The sequence below is a fragment of the Candidatus Avoscillospira sp. LCP25S3_F1 genome (assembly GCF_052117125.1).
Taxonomy (GTDB): domain Bacteria; phylum Bacillota; class Clostridia; order Oscillospirales; family Oscillospiraceae; genus Avoscillospira_A.
Window position 1 is genome coordinate 54,543 of record NZ_JBQKJT010000005.1, and the last position, 20,688, is coordinate 75,230.

A 20,688-nucleotide genomic window follows, 5' to 3' on the forward strand; every position below is an offset into this window, starting at 1 on the left:
TGGGAAACAGACAATCAGGTTGCGGGCGGTTCACCGGACCCGGCGCCGTGGTCCGTCAGCAGACCCAGGTCCATCATGGACACAAAGGAGCCGCCGGCCACAATGATATGGTCGGCCAGACCGATCCCCACAGCGTCCAGGGCTTTCCAAACCCGATGGGTGGTTCGTTCATCCTCCACCGACGGCATGGGTACGTCACTGGTGTGGTTGTGGGCCAATACCACCCAGGTGGCATTACAGGCCAGGGCCACTCGGACAATGGAGCGCACCGATACGCCCGCCGTGTTGACGCTGCCCCGAAACAGCATCCGGCAGTCCCGGGGCTGATAGTTGGCGTCGAGACACAGCAGATATACCACCTCGTCCTGTTCCCCGTGAAAATGGGGCAGCAGGTAGTTGCCGCAGTCGGTGGTGGTGTTCAGGGGCCGGGCCAGACAGGCCCGCTGGACCATGTGATACCGGCCCAGCTCCGGTACCAGATGAATCAGAGCCATGGCCTCCACGGTCATATGGGGAAAGGTTTGCAGCTCCAACGTGGGGGCCTCCAGAATCGAAGCCACGCTGCCATAGTAGTCCAGCAGTTCCGTCGCTGCGGCCTGGGCCGATTCCGGCGGCAAAGCGAAGAGCAGCAGCAGTTCCAGAACCTGCAAATCGTCGTAGTTGTCCAGCCGTCCCAGCCGGTGGAACCGCCGGATGGCCCGACGGCGAAACTCCTCGGGGGTGAGCATGGTCCTCCCTCCTTGGTTACAGGAGTTTTTGCAAATACTTGCCCGTAAAGCTGGCGGGGTTGTCCGCCACCTGTTCCGGCGTGCCTGTGGCGACAATGGTGCCGCCGCCGCTGCCGCCCTCGGGGCCCAGGTCGATGATATGGTCGGCCACCTTGATGACGTCCAGATTGTGCTCAATGACCAGGACCGTGTTGCCCTTGTCTACGAACTGCTGTAGAACGTCGATGAGCTTGTGGACGTCGTACATGTGCAATCCGGTGGTAGGCTCGTCAAGAATATAGATGGTAGAGCCGGTGGAACGCTTGCTCAGTTCCGTGGCCAGCTTGACCCGTTGGGCCTCGCCGCCGGACAGGGTCGTGGAGGACTGGCCCAGCTTTACATAGCCCAATCCCACCTCCACCAGCGTCTCAATCTTCCGGCGGATGCGGGGCAGATTTTCAAAGAATTCCAATGCCTCATCGGCGGTCATGTCCAGCACATCGGCAATGGTCTTGCCGCGATAGCGCACCTCCAGCGTTTCCCGGTTGTACCGCTTGCCGTGGCACACGTCGCAAGGCACATACACATCGGGCAGAAAGTGCATTTCGATTTTTAACAGGCCGTCGCCCTGACAGGCTTCGCAGCGGCCGCCCTTGACGTTGAAGCTGAACCGGCCGGGACCGTAGCCGCGGGCTTTGGCCTCAGTGGTGGCGGCGAACAAATCACGGATATCGTTGAACAGCCCCGTATAGGTGGCGGGGTTGGAGCGGGGCGTCCGGCCGATGGGGCTTTGATCGATGTTGATGACCTTATCGAGATATTCCAGGCCCTCCAGCTTGTCAAACTTACCGGCCCGGAGCCGGGCATGGTTCAGCTTGGTGGCAAGCCGCTTATAGAGAATCTCATTGACCAGGGACGATTTGCCGGAGCCGGACACACCGGTGACACAGGTCAGAGTTCCCAAGGGAATTTCCGCCGTCACATCCTGCAAATTGTTCTCCCGGCAGCCGGTGACCCGCAAAAACCGGCCGTTGCCGGGGCGGCGCTCCTTGGGCACCTCGATTTTTCGGACGCCGGACAGGTATTGGCCCGTCAGAGAGCGGGGCTCGTTCATCAGGTCTTCCACGGAACCGGTGGCCACAATCTCGCCGCCGTGGATACCGGCGTAGGGACCCACATCCACAATATAGTCGGCAGCCCGGATGGTGTCTTCATCGTGTTCTACCACCACCAGCGTGTTGCCCAGGTCCCGGAGCCGTTTCAGCGTTTCCAGCAGCTTGTCATTGTCCCTCTGGTGGAGACCGATGGAGGGTTCGTCGAGAATGTAAAGCACACCCATGAGACTGGAACCGATTTGGGTGGCCAGGCGGATGCGCTGGCTTTCGCCGCCGGACAGGGTGCCGGCGCTGCGGCTCAGCGTCAGATATTGAAGCCCCACCGAATGGAGGAATTCCAGCCGGGCGCAGATCTCCCGGAGAATCTGCTCGGCGATAATAGCCGCGCCGCCCTCCAGCTTGAGGTTCCGCATAAAAGTCAGCCCCTCCACAATGGGCAGCTTGCAGAAATCGGCAATGCGCATGCCGCCTACGGTGACGGCGCGGGAAATCTCACTGAGACGGTCGCCGCCGCAGTCGGGACAGGGCCGGTTGGCCATGCACTCCTCCAGCTCCTTACGGACGTAGTCCGATTGGGTCTCCTGATAGCGGCGCTCCACATTGTGCAGCACGCCCTCAAAGGGCTGTTCCAAAACGCCGTGGCCGTTGCCCCGCTCATAGCACAGCGTCAGTTTTTCCTTGCCGGTACCGTAGAGGATGACCTCCTTGGCCTTGTCCGACAGCTTGGCAAAGGGGGTGTTCAAATCAAAATGATACTGCTTGGCCATGGCCTCGAAATACATCCGGGCGATGGAGTCGTCCTTCATGTTGCCCCAGCCGGACACCTGAAGACAGCCGTCCAGCAGCGACAGGTCCGGGTTGGGCACGATCAGCTCCGGGTCCGCCACCAGCTGGAAGCCCAGGCCCGTGCAGGTGGGACAGGCACCGTAGGGGTTGTTGAAGGAGAACATCCGGGGCGACAGCTCCGGCATGGATACACCGCAGGGTTCACAGGCATAGTTGAGGGAGTACAGAGTATCGCTGTTGTCCGTCAGGTCGTTGACCAGAACAATGCCGCCGGAGTGGGAAACGGCGGTTTCGATGGAATCCGTCAGACGGCGCTCCAGCCCCTCCTTCATAATCAACCGGTCGATGACCACTTCGATGTGGTGCTTCTTGTTCTTTTCCAGGGAAATCTCTTCGGTCAGGTCATAGAGGTTGCCGTCCACACGGACCCGGGAGAAGCCGCCCTTGCGGGCGTCCTCCAACACCTTCTGGTGCTCGCCTTTTTTACCCCGGACCACCGGGGAGAGAATCTGAAAGCGGGTGCCCTCCGGCAGCCGCAGAATCTTGTCCACAATCTGGTCAATGGTCTGCTTTTCAATTTCCCGGCCGCACTTGGGGCAGTGGGGCGTACCGGCTCTGGCCCACAGCAGACGCAAATAGTCATAAATCTCCGTGACGGTGCCAACGGTGGAGCGGGGGTTTTTGGAGGTGGTTTTCTGGTCGATGGAAATGGCGGGGCTGAGACCGTCGATGCTGTCCACATCGGGCTTGTCCATCTGCCCCAGGAACATGCGGGCGTAGGAAGACAGGCTCTCCACGTATCGCCGCTGGCCCTCGGCGTAGATGGTGTCAAAGGCCAGGGACGATTTGCCGGAGCCGGACAGGCCCGTGAAGACCACCAGCTGATCCCGCGGCAGCGTCACATCCACATTTTTCAGGTTGTTTTCCCGGGCGCCCCGGATGGTGATTTGATCTCGCATGGCGTAAAGCTCCTTGCAGTTCTCTTACGTTGTTTTGGTATAGTATTATACCAAAAATCCCGCAGTCTTACAATGAGTAAAACAAAACAAATGTTTGTATAAACAGATATTTGGACCTATCGGGGACTTTTGAGAAATGACAGCACAGCACTTGCGCAATCAGGGGAAACCTCGTATGATGGAAGTACAGAACCAGACACGGACAACAGCGGTAAACACCAGATTGGAAAGGGTGGTTGTGCAGATGAAAAAATCGATTTTCAGGGCAGTTCTTGTATTTGTGGGCTTGTATATTCCGCTGCATCTTGTGGGTGTTTCTCTACGGCTGGACTGGTTCCCGCTGTTTGTCACCGGCGTTGGATGCGGCCTGCTGGGCGCGTGGGTCGGCAGACGGCTGAAACTTTATTCGGGTAAGCAGGCCTATGGCAGAGACTTGGCGGTTTTTCTGGGTCTGTACGCCGCCGTGCTTCTGATCAGTGTGGCGTTGTTTTACACGGCTCCTGGATACGGGGTGGACAGTGCCGTCTTTACGGTTTTTTATTACTTTCCACAAATGCTGATTGTGGAGTTTATGATACCGGCCATCGTGGTTTATTGGGGGCTGCTGTATGTCTGGCGTCTGCGGAAAATAACCGCCGCGCGGATGACTCGTTAATTTCGTGATGCTGCCGCAGGCAGAGAGCATATTGTTCTCTGCCTGCGGCTATTCTTTAAGGTATGGGGCCCATCATGCCCCCGCCCTTGCATAATGGGGGCGATTGTGCTACGATGGTATAGAGTATCGCCTTAGAATGAGTATGAAGTGACAGGAGTTAACTACTATGTCGGAATTGATCACCGAAAAGACATTGGAAGAATACGAAGCCTTTGTACAAAGTTGCCCCAAGGGCAACTTTGCACAGAGCGTTCTATGGGCCAAGCAAAAGCCCATGTGGACCTGGAAGGCCATTGCCACCCGCGGCAAGGACGGCAGCATCAAAGGTACCCTGGCAGTGTTGATCCGCAAGGTGCCGGGCACGCCCTTTACCCTCATGTACGGCTGCCGCGGTCCCGTCTGTGACCCCGCCGACCATGACACCATCAAGGATTTGCTCCAGGGCGCCAAACAGCTTGCCAAGCAGTACAAATCCTATGTCATCAAGCTGGACCCGGATATCCCCTCCTCCAACGAGCAGTTCCGGAACTTCATGCTGGGCCAGGGCTTCCGGCTCAAGGAGGGCGGCAAGAATTTTGAAGCCATCCAGCCCCGATATGTCTTCCGTCTCAACGTGGAGGGCAAGACGGAGGAAGAGGTCATGGCGGGGTTCCACCAGAAATGGAGATACAACATCCGCGTGGCCCAGCGCAAGGGCGTAGAGGTGAAGATCTGCGGCAAAGAGATGGTGCCGGACTTCGCCCGCATCATGCTGGAAACTGGTGTTCGCGACGGCTTTGTGACCCGTCAGCCGGAATACTTTGCCCAGATGCTGGACAATCTCGGCGAGCACTGCCGTCTCTATATGGCGTTCTACGAGGGCAAACCCATTGCCGGTACTCTGGCCATCCACTACGGCGACAAGGTGTGGTATCTGTACGGCGCGTCCTCCAACGAGCACCGCAACCTCATGCCCAACTATCTGCTCCAGTGGAACATGATTCAGTGGGCCATCGAGACCGGCTGCCGCATCTACGACTTCCGCGGCGTGTCCGGCGACGTCAGTGAGGACAACCCCCTCTATGGTCTTTACAAGTTCAAGAAGGGCTTCGGCGGCGACTTTACCGAGTTCGTCGGTGAGATGGACCTGGTTCTCAACAAGCCCGTCTATTTTGCCGTGGAACACGGCACCAACGTCCTCAAGGACGTCCGCAAGAAGGTCTATCTGCTGAAGAACCGCAAGTGACCGGCCATGAAAAACAGAGAGAGACTCCCGCAGCTTCTGCTGCTGGTACTGCTGCTGGCCTTTTTCCTGGTGCAGCTGCCCCATCTCAATAACGCCCCCTGGGAGTATTACGACAGCTGGCGGCAGACCGACACCTATACCCTGGCCCAGAATTTCGTCCGCTACGACGGCAACCCGTTCCATCCGCAGTTCAACTATGATGGCACCGGCGACAACTTCGTGCAGCTGGAACTGCAAATTCTGCCCTGGCTGGCATCCCTGATCTACCGTATGATGGGCGACGACCCCTACTGGGTCATGCGGCTGATGAGTATGCTGTGTTTCCTGGGCTCGGCCGTGTTTGTCTATGCCCTGGGGGGACGAATGCTGAAAACGCCCTGGGCCGGTCTGGCGGCTGCGGCGGTTTATCTGGTTCTGCCCATCAACGTCCTCTATGGCCGGGCCATTATGCCCGAGTCCGTGGCCCTTTTGTTCTACACCGGGGCCGTGTGGTTATTCCTCCGATGGTATGAGGAGAACAGGACCCCTTCCCTGCTGATTTCAGCGGTGTTTATGGCAATTGCCATCATGGAGAAGACGCCGACGGCGTTTGCCGGCCTGATGATTGTGGTGCTGTACTTTGTCAAGTGCCGGACAAAAACCTTCCGGGACTGGCGGTTCTATGCCTACGGCGTGATATCCCTGGGGATTCCCCTGCTGTACTACTGGGTAGCGGCCCAGATCGCCACCTTTACCTTTGTGGAGGGCATCGCGGAAAACCACATCTTCACCAAGATGTTTACGGCCCTGTTCACGCCGGAGGCCCGGCAGTTTTTCGATACCCAGCTCCCCTACTTCTTCACCTGGCCTGCCGTCTTTGCGGCGGTTGTGGGGCTGGTCTTGTGCCTGATTCGGCGGCGGGGGGCGCTATCCCTGTGGGCCATTGCCATGATTCTGGAAGCGGCCACCATTGTGGCGGTCATTCGCCTGGGTTACTATCTGATTTTCCTGTCCCCCCTGGTGGCGCTGCTGACGGCGGCCTGGGTGCCGGAGCTGGCCCGTTTCCGCAAGGCCGGATGGGCGGCGGCAACGGCGGTGGTCTGCGCGGTGGCGGCTTTTGCCGGGTGGCACAGCCTGGAAACGGCCCGGACCGTGGTGGACGTCAAGGACACCATCACCCAACAGGCGGAGATCATTCAAAGCGTGACGGCGAAGGGCGATTGCGTGGCCATTGCTGCTTCGGACCCGGTTTTGCTGGGGGCCTGTGAGCGCATGGGATACCGGGCCAACATCCGTTATTATGATTACATCCCCACAGAACCGGCGGCGGAGCTGGATTACTACCGCAATCACGGCGTCCGGTGGTTCATCGCCCCCGGCGGACAGGTGGCGGGACAGGACGGCGAAGCGTATATGCAACTGCTCCGGGACACCTGTGAGACTGCATGGGATGACGAATTGTGTACCATTTTTGATCTGGAGGCGGCCAAATGATGCAAGGGCTGTTACAGCGATATCGAAAATTACCGCCCATGGCAAAATATCTGGCGATCTCCGTTTTTGTGACGGTCATTGACACGGTGGTGGTGTGGATTTTATCCATGCAGTTGTCGGTGAATCTGACGGCGGCCAACACCGCCGGCGTCATTGTGGGTCAGATCATCCACTATACCATGGCATCGGGGCAAGTCTTCGACATGGAGTTCGGGCCCATTGGCGCCGTGATCTATTTCGGCACGTTTGTCCTGGGACTGCTGCTGGCCAACTGGATTATTACCACGGCGTTCAGCTTCAGCGTGGGACTGCTGGGCGATCATCTGGCCTTTTTGTTTGCCAAGGGCTGCTCCATTGTGGGCCCCTTCTTTGCACTGTATTTCCTTAGAAAATTCCTGTATGGATTGGTAAAAAGGAGAAAAAACCAATGAATACCATGTTTGCCTGCCTGCCCTGCTACAACGAGGAGCAGAATATTGTCCCTCTGGTGGAGGGTTGGCTGGCCCAGGAGGACCAGCTCCAGCGCCGCGGCTACCGGCTGGAAGTGGTGGCGATTGACGATAAAAGCACCGACGCCACCTTGGAGAAGATGCAGGCTCTGGCGGCGGAGCATCCCCAGGTCACTGTGGTGGCCCACCCGGAAAACCGGAACCTGGGCGGCGGCCTCAACACCGCCGTGGACTATGTGTTGTCCCATGGCGGGCCCGGCGACGTCATGGCCGTCATGGACGGCGACAACACCCACGACCCCTGTTACGTCCATGCTATGCTGGACAAGCTGCGGAGCGCCGACGTGGTCATCGCGTCCCGGTATCAGTCGGGGGCGGAAATCCACGGTGTACCCCGCCACCGGCTGTTCCTCAGCGACGGGGCCAAGGCCTACTATACCATGATGCTCTCGGTGCCAAAGGTCCGGGATTATACCTGCGGTTACCGGCTTTATAAGTTCGCGGCTTTGCAGAAGGCACGGCAGCAGTACGGCAGCCGCCTGATCACTCAGCGGTCCTTTGCCTGCATGATGGAGCTGCTCTATAAGCTCCACCGCTGCGGCTGCACCTTTGATGAGGTGCCCTTCTCTCTGCGCTACGACAATAAGGGCGGCGAGAGCAAAATGCGGGTCCTGCGGACCATGAAGGACAGTCTGAAAACGGCCTGGCTCCTGCGCCGGGATAAACTGTAATCCATCACCAGAAGGAGGGGTAGGCCATGCGGGCCTATGTAGTAGAGAAAGAGACGCTGCAAAGCAATATCCGGGCCATTTTGCAGCGGGCCGGAGATGTGCCGGTGTGGGCTGTCCTCAAGGGCGACGGCTACGGCCTGGGGATCGTGCCCTTTGCCAAAATGCTGCGGGAGCAGGGCGTCACCCACTTCTGCGTCACAGAACTGCGGGAGGCCAAGGCGCTGCGCCAGGCGGGCTTTACAGAGGAAGCCATTCTGATGCTACAGCCCACGGTGGAGCGGGAGATTCTGGAGCAGCTTCTGGACCTCCATGTGATTTGCACCGTGTCCAGCCGCGACGACGCCGTGGTGCTCAACGGCATTGCCAACGAGAAAGACATGGTGGCCGAGGCCCACATTAAAATCGACGTGGGGATGGGCCGCTACGGCTTTCTCCCCAAGGAGATGGACAAGATCCTCTCCATCTATGAGTATATGGACGGCATTGCCGTCTCCGGCATTTATACCCACTTCCCTATGGCCTTCTGCTCGGAGAAAAAAACCCGGGAGCAGTTTGAACAGTTTACCTATGTCTTGGACCAGATCACCGGCCGGGGATTTGAGACGGGAACGCCCCACTGCTGCAACTCGGCGGCGTTCTTCCGCTGGAAGGATATGTACCTGGGCGGCGTCCGTATTGGCTCGGCCTGGCTGGGCCGCATCAATGTCCGGGGCCATAACCTGCGGCGGGTGGGCTACTGCGTAGCCCGGGTCCAAGAGATTCATTGGGTGCCAAAAGGCGGCACCACCGGCTATGGCGGTGCGTGGCGGGCCAAAAAGCCTACGCGGCTGGCAGCGGTGCCCGTGGGCTGGTATCACGGTTTCGGCGTGGAGTATGGCCGGGACAGCTTCCGGTTCCGGGACTGCATCCGGGGCAGCCTGTCGCTTCTCAAGGTGTTTTTGCAGCGAAAAAAATTGACAGTCCGCATCGGCGACCAACGGTGTCCCGTTCGGGGCCATGTGGGGATGCTCCACTGTATGGTGGATGTGACCGACGTGGACTGCCATGCCGGGGACCCGGTGCTGTTGGATATCAACCCTTTGGTGCAGAAAGGCATGGATGTCGTATTCCGCTGAACCACATCCTTGAACAACGGTGTGCCGGGGATATCATGCGTTCTGCGGCAGGAGTACTTCATTTCATACAGTATCGCCAACAAGTGTATGCTTGTTGGCGATTTTTTGTCAGGCGTTTTTTGAAAATGGAGTAACAACACGTATAGAGAAACGGCTTTCCGGAGGAACCATGCTGCCGCTGCTGGTGCGGCTTGCCCTGCCTCTACCGCGCAGAGGGCGGCGCACAGGGGGTATCTCCAGGGCAGCTACTTACAAAATTCCGAATCCTGGATAACAAGAAAAATCTTGACAGACGGAAATGCTTGCGATACACTCGATACGAAAAACAGTTTTCGTGTGCGACTGCGAGAAAAGGCTGTGAAGGTGCGCCGACTTGTCCCGCAATTTAGGGATGGCGGCGCGCTTTTTTGACGCGTGTACGCACGAAGAGCCACAGAGAGTATCAAAAAAGCTGTGACCCAACAAGATGAGAAAGGATAGTGAATGATGTTCTCTTTTGGTAGCAAGCAAACCATAGATGCTCTGCGGAACATCTCCTTTGATGTGTTTACCGATGTGCAGCAGATTCCTACGAGCTTGCAGCTGCCCAATGGCGGCGCGCTGCAAACGGAACTCAATCGGGTGCTGGAGCTGTATCACCAGAGGATTCAATGGGAAAGCAACAATGTACATCTGGTGAATCAGACCATTTCCTCCGGCCTGTGGAATATGGATATTGGTCCGGGCAATCAAGTGACGGCGGCCTATTGGTCCGACGATTTCCGCCATATGATTGGCTATAACAGCGTGCAGGACTTCCCCGACCGGCTGGAATCCTGGTCCGATCTGCTCCATCCGGAGGATAAGGACCGGACGTTGCAGATGTTTGTCCAGACGCTGGCGGACACCACAGGCAGAACCAGGTATGACTTGGAGTACCGTCTGAAAACAAGGGACCGGGGCTACCGTTGGTACCGGGCGGCGGGCAACGTGCAGCGAAACCAGGAGGGCCGGGCCGTCCAGTTCATCGGCATTTTTGTGGACGTCAACGACGAGCACCAGCGAAAGGTGGAGTTGGACCGTGTGCTCCGGCGCTATGCAGCCATTGACTACGTGACCACCCAGGGTTCTTTCTATATCAAACTGTACCGCAATACCCTGAAAGCGCCGGAAAATGTGGTCTGGTTTTCAGACCCGTTCCGCAAGCAGCTGGGCTTTATGGGAGAGACGGACTTCCCCAATCAGCTGAACCAGTGGCTGGACCGGATTCACCCGGAGGATTTGCCCGGATTCCTTCAGGAGGTCAACAGCTGCATTTCCCAGCAAAACGGCCTGTTTGAGACGGAGTACCGCATTCAGCATCAAAATGGAACGTATCTGTGGGTCCACGCCGTCATCCGCGTGGGCAAGGAGCAGAATGACCGGGAGCTGTCCATGGTGGGGGTCATCAGCGATATCACCCAGCTGCACAATACCCGGGAACTGGTGGAGCAAAACATGAACACCCATGTCCGCACCTTGGGGGATTGTCTGGAAAAAATCAACCAGATGATCGGGGAAAATACGGAGGCCATGCAGCAGGTCATGAATCGGCAGGCTGAACTGGCCCAGATTTTGAAGGATTCCCAGGAACAGATGGAGCAGACGGCCAGCGCCGTCAGTGCCATTCAGAATATTTCCCGCCAGACGAATCTCCTGTCCCTCAATGCCTCTGTGGAGGCGGCCCGGGCCGGAGCCGCAGGCAAGGGATTTGCTGTGGTGGCCGACGAGGTGCGCAGTCTGGCACAGAACAGCGATACAGTGTCCAAGGAAATTTCCACGGACCTGAATCAAATGCAGCAGTACGTACAAAATGTGGCCCAGCAGTTTGAGCTGCTCAATGAGGAAATTGCCAATCAGGACAAAAAAATGTCCACCATTGGTCAGGTTGTGGAGGAGATCGACAGCACTGTATCCGATGTAAAAAAGGTTTTGGACACCCTGCTGGACCAGTGACAGCTCCTGGGCCGTCAGAACACGACAAAACGAGAGACCCCCAACTTTGGGGGCCTCTCGTTTGCTTTTTTTGGACTGTCTTGCCGGTATGGCAGAAAGAACGTCCGGTGCGGAATGGATCATTCCGCACCGGACGGCAAAAGGACTGACAGCGTTTACTTTCTGGGGTTCTTGATATTGGCCTGCGCAGCAGCCAGTCTGGCAATGGGCACGCGGAAGGGGCTGCAGGAAACGTAGGTCAAGCCCACGTTGTGGCAGAACTCCACGGTGCTGGGATCGCCGCCCTGCTCGCCGCAGATACCCAGCTTGATGTCGGGGCGGGTCTTGCGGCCCAGTTCACAGGCCATCTCCACCAGACGGCCTACACCGGCCTGGTCCAGCTTGGAGAAGGGATCGGACTCATAAATCTTGTTGTCATAGTAGCTGGCCAGGAACTTGCCGGCATCGTCACGGGAGAAGCCGAAGGTCATCTGGGTCAGGTCGTTGGTGCCGAAGGAGAAGAATTCGGCCTCCTTGGCAATGTCATCGGCAGTCAGTGCCGCACGGGGAATCTCAATCATGGTGCCGACCTTGTAGTGCATATCGGAACCGGCTTCCTTGATGAGCTTCTGGGCCGTGGCGTCGATGACGTTTTTGACGTAAGCCAGTTCGCGGGCCTCGCCAACCAGGGGAACCATGATCTCCGGCTCGATCTGCCAGGCGGGACGGCGGCTGCGGACGGCCAGAGCTGCCTTGATGATGGCGGAGGTCTGCATCCGGGCGATTTCGGGGAAGGTCACGTCCAGACGGCAGCCGCGATGGCCCATCATGGGGTTAAACTCGTGGAGAGAGTGGACCACATTGGTCAGATGCTCCACGGTGATGTTCATTTCCTTGGCCAGTGCTTCAATATCGGCGGGGTCCGTGGGAACGAACTCATGCAGCGGGGGGTCCAGGAGACGGATGGTGACCGGGCGGCCCTTCATGGCCTCGTAGATGGCCTCAAAGTCGGCCTGCTGCATGGGCTCCAGCTTGCTCAGCGCCTTCTCACGCTGCTCCACCGTGTCGGAGACGATCATCTGGCGGATGGCGGAAATGCGGTCGGGGTCAAAGAACATATGCTCGGTACGGCACAGGCCGATGCCCTCGGCGCCAAAGTTGACAGCCTGACGGGCGTCCTTGGGGGTGTCGGCGTTGGTACGGACCTGCAGAGCGCGGAACTTGTCGGCCCAGGCCATGATGCGGCCAAACTCACCGGAGATTTCGGCCTCGGCTGTGTGGAGCCGCTCGCCGTAGATGTTGCCGGTGGAGCCGTCGAGGGAGATCCAGTCGCCCTCCTTGTAGACCTTGCCGCCCAGCTCAAACTTCTTGTTGGCCTCGTCCATCTTGATGGCGCCGCAGCCGGAGACGCAGCAGGTACCCATACCACGGGCCACAACGGCGGCGTGGGAGGTCATACCGCCGCGGACCGTCAGGATGCCGCGGGCGTAGTGCATGCCTTCAATGTCCTCGGGAGAGGTTTCCAGACGCACCAGAATGACCTTCTCGCCCTTATCCACCCAGGTGACCACGTCATCGGCGGTGAAGACAATACGGCCAGCGGCAGCGCCGGGAGAGGCGGCCAGACCCTGGCCGATGGGCTTGGCGCGTTCCAGTTCCTCCTTGGGGAAGGTGGGATGCAGCAGGGCGTCCAGGCTCTTGGGGTCAATCATGGCCACGGCTTCCTGCTCGGTGATCATGCCTTCGTCCACCAGGTCGCAGGCAATCTTCAAAGCGGCGGCGGCGGTGCGCTTGCCGTTACGGGTCTGGAGCATGAAGAGCTTCTTGTTCTCAATGGTGAACTCCATGTCCTGCATGTCGCGGTAATGGTACTCCAGCTTGTGGCAGATATCCACAAACTGATCATAGACCTCAGGCATGACGTCTTTCAGCTGGTCAATGGTCTGGGGTGTACGGACGCCGGCCACCACGTCTTCGCCCTGGGCGTTCATGAGGAACTCACCGAAGAGCTTCTTTTCGCCGGTGGCGGGGTTACGGGTAAAGGCAACGCCGGTGCCGGAGGTGTCGCCCATGTTGCCGAAAACCATCTCCTGGACGTTGACTGCGGTACCCCAGGAGGAAGGAATGTCGTTCATGCGGCGGTAGTAAATGGCACGGGGGTTGTCCCAGGAACGGAACACGGCCTTGACGGCGCCCATGAGCTGCTCCTTGGGGTCCTGGGGGAACTCCTCGCCCAGCTTGGTGCGGTACTCGGCCTTGAACATCTCGGCCAGTTCCTTCAGGTCCTTGGCCGTCAGCTCGGTATCCTGGGTAACGCCGCGCTTCTCCTTCATCTCATCGATGAGCTGCTCAAAATACTTCTTGCCCACCTCCATGACCACGTCGGAGTACATCTGGATAAAGCGGCGGTAGGAATCGTAGGCAAACCGGGGGTTCTTGGTCTTCTTGGCGAAGGCTTCCACCACCTCGTCGTTGAGGCCCAGATTCAGGATGGTGTCCATCATGCCGGGCATGGAGGCCCGGGCGCCGGAGCGGACGGAAACCAGCAGCGGATTGGTCATGGAGCCGAACTGCTTGCCGGTGATCTCCTCCAGCTTTTTGATATATTCCATAATCTGACCTTCAATCTCGGGATTGATGGTCCGGTCATCGGCATAGTACTGGGTGCAGGCCTCGGTGCTGATGGTGAAGCCGCGAGGCACGGGCATACCCATGCTGGTCATTTCCGCCAGGTTGGCGCCCTTGCCGCCCAGCAATTCGCGCATGCTACCATTGCCCTCGGAGAACAGGTAGATGTATTTGGTGGACATAGTTTTCATTGACCCCTTTCCATATCTAGGGAGCGTTGTACTTCCTGGAAGTGCAAAAAATGATTTTAACAAAAGGAGTATAACACACGGCCCACCGTTTGAAAACCGCAGAAGTGGAATTTTATCAAACATTGTGCAATGTTTTTAAAAACGTGCTCATATACAGCGGGGAATGGACAATATCACGAAAAAGTAGGCGAAATGCTGCAAATGAAACTGTAATTTTTGTATAAAACATAGCAGAAACAGAATTTTTTTTGGAAATAAATACGGAAAACATTTTCAGGATTATATAAAATACACAAAAAACGTTTCGCTCTTTTGTTCGTCATGCTGCATTTCAATTTCGGCGTTTTTCGGATTTTCTGCGAAAAACAATTTGGCGGTCCGCCACGGCGTCGCCGCTGCCGTATTTGACAAGAAAAGCGTCAGCGGGTACAATAACAACAGTCTTCCGGTCACAGATCGGATATAGTGAGGAACCGACGATGAAGCAATATTGGAAACGTATCATGGCAGCGGCGACGCTGACGGCGGCGCTGGTGGGTACCGTGTGGGCTGCCGGCGGCACCGGCGATGACCCGGTCATTTCCCTGAGCTATTTAGAACAGAAATTTACACCCCAGCTGGAAGCAGACGTGCAGCAAGTCCTTTATGACGGTCTGGGGACCGTTTACGGCGACCAGCTTCGAACCGCAGTGGACAGCTATGCCGCTGTGCGCCTGTCGGCCCAGAAGCAGCAGTCCGCGGTACAGCAGAAGGGCGAGGGTGTGCTGCTGCTGAAACAGGGCGACATGCTGACAGCCGCGCCGGGTTGCAAGGTGACAGTAAAAAACGGCTCCCTGATGGCCGACACCTCCTATCTGGTGGATGTCACCGGCGGCAGCGTGGCGGCCAAGTACGCTGTTTTGACGCCGGGCCGCCTTTATATGATGGGCGATACGGCCACGGGGGAACTGAAGGTGCAGTCGGCTACCTGTGAAGTGACGGTCAACGGCAGTTACAGCCTGTCGCCGTCGGACAGTGTGGATTATGGTTCCCGGGTCCGGGCGCTGGAGCAGATGGGACTGTTCCTCGGAACCAATACGGGATTTCAGCTGGAATCTACGGCAGATCGGGCCCAGGGGCTTGTCATGTTTTTGCGGCTGCTGGGGCTGGAGGATGAAGCGTTGGCCTACACAGGCTCCTGCCCGTTTACGGACGTGAAAGACCATTGGGCGGAGCGGTATGTGGCCTATGGCTACAGCCAGGGGCTCACCGGCGGCACCTCCCCAACGACCTTTTCTCCCAACTCTAAAATTACTTGCCAGCAGTACGCCACGTTCCTGCTGCGGGCCTTGGGTTATACGGAGAATGAGGATTTCACCTATGCCAACGCGGTCAATGATCTGACGGAGAAAGGGATTCTGACAGCGGCGGAGAGCCGCGGCCTGTCCTCCGGGGACTTTGCCCGGTATAAGATGGCCTATCTGTCCTTTGCGGGCCTCTTCGGGGTGGACCAGGAGCAGGGCGGCCTGTTGATGAATGATCTGGTGGAAAGCGGCGCCGTCACGCGGCAGCAGTTGGCCCAGGGACTGGCCCAGGTCACCGGCGGGAAAATTTCCTGACGGCACCTTTCACACTTTGAAGCCTCCCACATACCATGGAATGAGCGGCAAAGCTCCTCAAAATTTCATTGGGAGGTAACGACTATGTCCTGTAATTCTATGTCCTGCGGTTCTTCCGGTATCTTTGCCTTTGGCAACAGCTGGTGGTGGATCATCCTGTTGATCATCATTGTCCTGTGCTGGGGCAACAACGGTTGCGGCTGCAATACCAACAACTGCGGCTGCGGCAACAGCAACGACTGCGGCTGCTGCTAAAGTCCATACCCAAGGGGCGCTGTCTTCGGGCAGCGCCCCTTTCCAATTTTATTGGGTAGCCATTATAAAAAATCTAGAAATAAAAGTTTTTACTACAAAAGAACTGAGGGGTTCAGGGACAGCGCCCCGGTCGCGCCTCGCAAGGCGCGAAATCCCGTGTACCGCCTGAGCCAAGTCTTTACAAATCACGGAAAATCCGATATACTATTTATTTAGAATGGAATAAACCTTGCTTTTTTGAGGTGAAATATGACAGATTTAAGCAAAATCCGCAACTTCTCCATTGTAGCCCATATCGACCACGGAAAATCCACTCTGGCCGACCGGCTGCTGGAGGAATGCGACACCATTGACAAGCGGGAGATGGAGGATCAGATTCTGGACTCCATGGAGCTGGAACGGGAACGTGGCATCACCATCAAGGCCCGGGCTGTCCGGCTGGACTACAAGGCCGACGACGGTGAGAACTATGTGCTGAACCTGATCGACACCCCGGGACATGTGGACTTCAACTACGAGGTATCCCGGAGCCTGAAAGCCTGCGAGGGCGCGGTGCTGGTGGTGGACGCCTCCCAGGGCATTGAGGCCCAGACGCTGGCCAATACCTATCTGGCCATCGATGAGGGTCTGGAGGTCCTGCCGGTGGTCAATAAAATCGACCTGCCCGCCGCCCGGCCCCAGGAGGTCAAGCAGGAGGTAGAAGACGTCATCGGCCTGCCCGCCATGGACGCGCCGGAGATTTCCGCGAAAAACGGCACCAACATCCACAGCGTCCTGGAGATGATTGTCCGGGATGTGCCGGCCCCTCGGGGCGACCGGGATGCCCCGCTACAGGCCTTGATCTTTGACAGCCAGTATGACTCCTATCGGGGCGTCATCGTCTATCTGCGCGTGTTTAACGGTGTTGTGAAGCCCGGTATGGATGTGAAGATGATGGCAACCGGTGCTGTTTACAAGGTGGTGGAGGTAGGCTATCTGAGCCCCCTGGGCATGATTCCCACGACGGCCCTGGGCGCCGGTGAGGTCGGCTATCTGACGGCCTCCATCAAGAATGTCTCCGACACCCGGGTGGGCGATACGGTGACCGGTGAGGAAAACCCCACGCCGGAGGCGCTGCCCGGTTATAAGACGGTCCAACCCATGGTGTTTGCCGGTATCTACCCTGCTGACGGCAGCAAGTACGGCGACCTGCGGGACGCTCTGGAAAAACTTCAGCTCAACGACGCTTCCATGAGTTTTGTTCAGGAGAGTTCCATCGCTTTGGGCTTTGGTTTCCGCTGCGGCTTCCTGGGCCTGCTCCATATGGAGATCATTATGGAACGGCTGGAACGAGAGTATAATCTGGATTTGATCACCACGGCTCCCAACGTCGTGTATCATATCACCAAGACCAACGGCGAAAAGCTGGAGGTCTATACGCCGCTGAACTACCCGGACCCGGCGGAGATTGAGCAGGCCGAGGAACCGTTCGTCAAGGCCAGCATCATCACGCCCCAGGAGTACGTGGGCAATATTATGGAACTGTGTCAGCAGCGGCGCGGCGACTATAAGGACATGCAGTATTTGGACGCCAACCGCGTGGAACTTCACTACGAGATGCCGCTCAATGAGATCATCTACGACTTCTTCGATTCGCTGAAATCCCGGACCCGTGGCTATGCGTCGCTGGATTACGAATTGTGCGGCTACCGGCCCAGTAAGCTGGTGAAGCTGGATATTCTCCTCAACGGCGAGATTGTGGACGCCCTGAGCTTCATCCTTTTCGCGGATAACGCTTATCCCCGGGCCAGAAAAATCTGCGAGCGGCTCAAGGAGAATATTCCCCGTCAGATGTTTGAGATTCCGGTCCAGGCAGCCATCGGCGGCAAGGTCATTGCCCGTGAGACCATCAAGGCCCTGCGCAAGGACGTTCTGGCCAAGTGCTACGGCGGCGATATCACCAGAAAGAAGAAGCTGCTGGAGAAGCAGAAGGAGGGCAAGAAGCGCATGCGCTCCTTCGGTACCGTGTCGGTGCCGTCGGAAGCCTTTATGGCCGTCCTGAAGCTGGACAACGACTGAGGAGGGACCATGAAAACCGTTACCGTCTACACCGACGGCGCTTGCTCCGGCAACCCCGGCCCCGGCGGCTGGGGGGCCATCCTGGAATATGGCCCCCATGTCCGGGAACTGTCCGGCGGCGAGGCCCAGACCACCAACAACCGTATGGAGCTGACCGCCGTCATTGTGGCGCTGGAAAAGCTGAAAGAGCCCTGCATTGTGGAACTGTACAGCGATTCCAAGTATGTGCTGGACTCCCTGGAAAAGGGATGGGTCTACAACTGGGAGAAGAACAACTGGGTCAAAAAGGACAAAAAGCCCGCTCTCAATGCGGACCTCTGGCAGCAGCTTTTAGTGCAGATCCGCCGCCATACGGTCCATTTCCATTGGGTCAAGGGCCATGCCGATAATCCGAAAAATAACCGTTGTGACCAGTTGGCCGTGGCTGAAAGTAAGAAATTTTAAGCAAAAGCCAAAAAACTCTAAAGCAAAAAGGCCGCCGTCCCCACCCCATAGCGGGTGGCGGACGGCAGCTTTTTTGCTGTAATATTGTTTTGCCTCTCTCTGTTCCAAACCAGAGATGCGGCCTGCCGGAGCGGGCGGGATCAATGGGATACAGGGTGGAAGGAGAAATGAGGTAGGTAAACAGAGGTTGGAATATGGGTAGGGAAACAAAGAAGAAGCAGGTTGGGAAACTGGTGCAACAGGGATACTCCGCTCCGGCAGGTCGCGGAGAGGGGCTGTTACAGGGCTTCCAGACGGTGAACGGCATCGACCAACAGCGCGGCGGCGCCATCCAGCGTAAAGCGGCCCGTGTCCACGGTCATGTGATAATTGGAGGCGTCGCCCCACTTGCGCTGGGTAAAGAAATTGTAGTATTCCGAACGCATCTTATCTTCTTTTTTGATGGTCTTGTCGGTCAGCTCACTGGGGATGCCATAGTATTTGACCAGGCGTTCACGGCGAACTTCGGTAGAAGCCGTTACAAAGACGTTGAAGCAATCGTGCTGTTCCTGGAGCACATAGTCCGCGCACCGTCCGACAATGACGCAGTCGCCATCCTGGGCCACGCGGCGAATGACGTCGAACTGGGCGAATGCCAACTTCTGATTCAACGGCAGGGCGTCGGTGACAGGCATGGTGGCATAGAGGAAAGTGCTGTACAACAAGGACCCGGCAGGCCGCTCGTCAAAGTGGCTCACCACATCCTCATGCATGCCGCTCTCCCGGGCTGCAATCTTCAAAAGCTCCCGGTCATAGAAGCGGTAACCCAGCAGCTTGGCCAGCTTTTCGCCCACCATACGGCCACCGGAGCCGTATTTACGGTCAATGGTAATAATCATAGGACAATCCCCCTTTGCTACCTATAGTATACGGCAAATGGTGGAATATTACAAGATTTATTTTGAATTTCCACAAAACTTATGAATATTTAACAAATGGTCGAATGCAGTCCAATCGCGTCGAAACCGAGGGCGGCAGAATGTTACGGTTTCATTACAAGTTAGCCGATTTTATTGACGAAAGGTTAAAAAACGGGGTATACTGACTGTGCTGCCGGGGATTCCCTGTGGCAGAAATTTGAAATCATTACAAGGAGGTCCCGCCGTGAAAACCCTACGACGTTGTTTTCTCGCATTGACATTGGCTCTCGCTCTGTCCGCAGGCGCTGCGGCGGTGGAGACGTCCGCCTTTGACTTTACCGACTGGAATCAGGTGGATTATCAGTCCCAGGTATCCATACTCACATCTCTGGGCGTGGTCGGCGGTTATGCCGACAACAGTTTCCGCCCCGATGACCCCATTACCCGCGCAGAGATTGCCAAGATTGTCTCGTTTCTGCGGGAAGACACTGTGCCGCAGTATACCACCAGCAGCTACACCGATACAGCCGATACCTGGGCCGGTGACTATATTGAATACTGTTCCCAGCTGGGCATTCTGGCCGGATATAACGGGCAGTTCCGCCCAAAGGACTATGTGACGGCCCGGGAGCTGGCCAAGGCATTGCTGGTGGTCCTGGGCCAGGACAGCAGCGCCTATGTGGGGGATGGCTGGGCCGAGGCCGTGGACGAGGATGCCGATGCCTTGGGTATTTACAACGGCTACACGTTGGCGCGGGATCTGTATGTGACGCGCCAGCAGGCCTGTCTTCTGATCAGCAACGCTCTGCAATGCCCCGTGCAGGTGGAGCAGCGGGACGGCAGTATGGTGTACATATTGGATGAAATGATGGAGCCGCTCTCACTGCTGCAATATCGCTTTAAGGTCATTCCCGTGGTGGGTGTTGTGGAGGCCAACGCACAGGTGGACCTGCGGGGCGGCAGCTCGCTGGAGGGCAACCTGCTGCACATCGCCGGATATACCAAGGACTTTCAGGTCAGCGAAGAGGTGGCCAACGATATGTCGTTGGTGGGGTGCAATGTGACGGTTTATGCCCGATTTTTTGAGGATTATAACCGCATTTACGGTGTTCCCCAGGTCGTGAAGGACACGGGTTACAGCGCCGGAAATCTCCACCCCTCCGAGCTGCCCGTGGTGATGGAGTACGGCAACCTGCAATTCGGCAACGACACTACCTATTATATCAATTACGAGCGAGTCAATCGTGCGGCCATTGATCAGCTGCAGCCACAGGATGTGCTGAGCATTTTTGATTATCAGGGCGATAATATTATCGATCTGGTTTTGGTATCCCGGACGGCGGCGGCTGAGTCCACCCCGGAGGACGATGCTACGGCGGCACATTCTTAATCACTTTGAACTGTAAAAATCCCGTTGTTTCCACTGGAAACAACGGGATTTCTGTAT

16 protein-coding genes are annotated in these 20,688 nt (G+C 57.2%); 12 read left to right on the top strand and 4 right to left on the bottom strand.

What is annotated here, in order from left to right; genetic code table 11:
* Positions 1-14: 14 nt before the first annotated feature.
* On the bottom strand, positions 15-728 hold the full coding sequence (locus tag ACTQ33_RS05670) for a JAB domain-containing protein (protein WP_441462873.1): 714 nt from the start codon (positions 726-728) through the stop codon (positions 15-17).
* A gap of 16 nt (positions 729-744) precedes the next feature.
* Positions 745-3,567: an excinuclease ABC subunit UvrA gene (uvrA, locus tag ACTQ33_RS05675; protein ID WP_441462875.1), complete on the bottom strand. Its 2,823-nt coding sequence runs from the start codon at positions 3,565-3,567 to the stop codon at positions 745-747.
* Between the two features lie 175 nt (positions 3,568-3,742).
* Here uvrA and ACTQ33_RS05680 point away from each other — a divergent pair, with 175 nt between their 5' ends.
* The 7 genes from ACTQ33_RS05680 to ACTQ33_RS05710 all read left to right on the top strand — a co-directional run bounded on the left by ACTQ33_RS05680 (position 3,743) and on the right by ACTQ33_RS05710 (position 11,189).
* Positions 3,743-4,222 (top strand): hypothetical protein, encoded by a 480-nt coding sequence (locus ACTQ33_RS05680; RefSeq protein WP_441462877.1) that lies wholly within the window; start codon positions 3,743-3,745, stop codon positions 4,220-4,222.
* Positions 4,223-4,388: 166 nt separating this feature from the next.
* Positions 4,389-5,447 carry a lipid II:glycine glycyltransferase FemX gene (locus ACTQ33_RS05685; RefSeq protein WP_441462879.1) on the top strand — a complete coding sequence of 353 codons (1,059 nt, stop codon included), beginning with the start codon at positions 4,389-4,391 and terminating at the stop codon, positions 5,445-5,447.
* A 6-nt stretch (positions 5,448-5,453) separates the two neighbouring features.
* A complete protein-coding gene (locus ACTQ33_RS05690) occupies positions 5,454-6,920 on the top strand; it encodes an ArnT family glycosyltransferase (protein WP_441462881.1) in 1,467 nt (488 codons plus the stop codon).
* On the top strand, positions 6,917-7,351 hold the full coding sequence (locus ACTQ33_RS05695) for a GtrA family protein (protein WP_441462883.1): 435 nt from the start codon (positions 6,917-6,919) through the stop codon (positions 7,349-7,351). Before ACTQ33_RS05690 ends, ACTQ33_RS05695 begins: the two co-directional genes overlap by 4 nt.
* Positions 7,348-8,100: a glycosyltransferase gene (locus tag ACTQ33_RS05700; RefSeq protein WP_441462885.1), complete on the top strand. Its 753-nt coding sequence runs from the start codon at positions 7,348-7,350 to the stop codon at positions 8,098-8,100. Before ACTQ33_RS05695 ends, ACTQ33_RS05700 begins: the two co-directional genes overlap by 4 nt.
* A gap of 26 nt (positions 8,101-8,126) precedes the next feature.
* Entirely contained in the window at positions 8,127-9,215 is a 1,089-nt protein-coding gene (locus ACTQ33_RS05705) for an alanine racemase (RefSeq protein ID WP_441462887.1), read from the top strand.
* Between the two features lie 483 nt (positions 9,216-9,698).
* A complete protein-coding gene (locus ACTQ33_RS05710; RefSeq protein WP_441462889.1) occupies positions 9,699-11,189 on the top strand; it encodes a methyl-accepting chemotaxis protein in 1,491 nt (496 codons plus the stop codon).
* 155 nt (positions 11,190-11,344) lie between these two features.
* Here the strand turns inward: ACTQ33_RS05710 and ppdK are convergent, their stop codons facing one another.
* A complete protein-coding gene (ppdK, locus tag ACTQ33_RS05715; RefSeq protein WP_441462891.1) occupies positions 11,345-13,978 on the bottom strand; it encodes a pyruvate, phosphate dikinase in 2,634 nt (877 codons plus the stop codon).
* A 488-nt stretch (positions 13,979-14,466) separates the two neighbouring features.
* Between ppdK and ACTQ33_RS05720 the strand changes: the two genes are divergently transcribed.
* From ACTQ33_RS05720 to rnhA, 4 genes are all read left to right on the top strand, one after another.
* Complete coding sequence (locus ACTQ33_RS05720) at positions 14,467-15,585, top strand: S-layer homology domain-containing protein (protein WP_441462893.1); 1,119 nt, start codon at positions 14,467-14,469, stop codon at positions 15,583-15,585.
* An 84-nt stretch (positions 15,586-15,669) separates the two neighbouring features.
* Complete coding sequence (locus ACTQ33_RS05725) at positions 15,670-15,840, top strand: hypothetical protein (protein WP_441462894.1); 171 nt, start codon at positions 15,670-15,672, stop codon at positions 15,838-15,840.
* 249 nt (positions 15,841-16,089) lie between these two features.
* Positions 16,090-17,898, top strand: a complete 1,809-nt coding sequence (gene lepA, locus ACTQ33_RS05730) for a translation elongation factor 4 (protein ID WP_441462896.1) — start codon at positions 16,090-16,092, stop codon at positions 17,896-17,898.
* A gap of 9 nt (positions 17,899-17,907) precedes the next feature.
* Positions 17,908-18,342 carry a ribonuclease HI gene (gene rnhA / locus ACTQ33_RS05735; protein WP_441462898.1) on the top strand — a complete coding sequence of 145 codons (435 nt, stop codon included), beginning with the start codon at positions 17,908-17,910 and terminating at the stop codon, positions 18,340-18,342.
* Positions 18,343-18,620: 278 nt separating this feature from the next.
* Here rnhA and ACTQ33_RS05740 read toward each other — a convergent pair whose 3' ends face one another.
* On the bottom strand, positions 18,621-19,220 hold the full coding sequence (locus ACTQ33_RS05740) for an AAA family ATPase (protein WP_441462900.1): 600 nt from the start codon (positions 19,218-19,220) through the stop codon (positions 18,621-18,623).
* A 265-nt stretch (positions 19,221-19,485) separates the two neighbouring features.
* Between ACTQ33_RS05740 and ACTQ33_RS05745 the strand changes: the two genes are divergently transcribed.
* On the top strand, positions 19,486-20,631 hold the full coding sequence (locus ACTQ33_RS05745) for an S-layer homology domain-containing protein (protein WP_441462902.1): 1,146 nt from the start codon (positions 19,486-19,488) through the stop codon (positions 20,629-20,631).
* Positions 20,632-20,688: the final 57 nt, after the last annotated feature.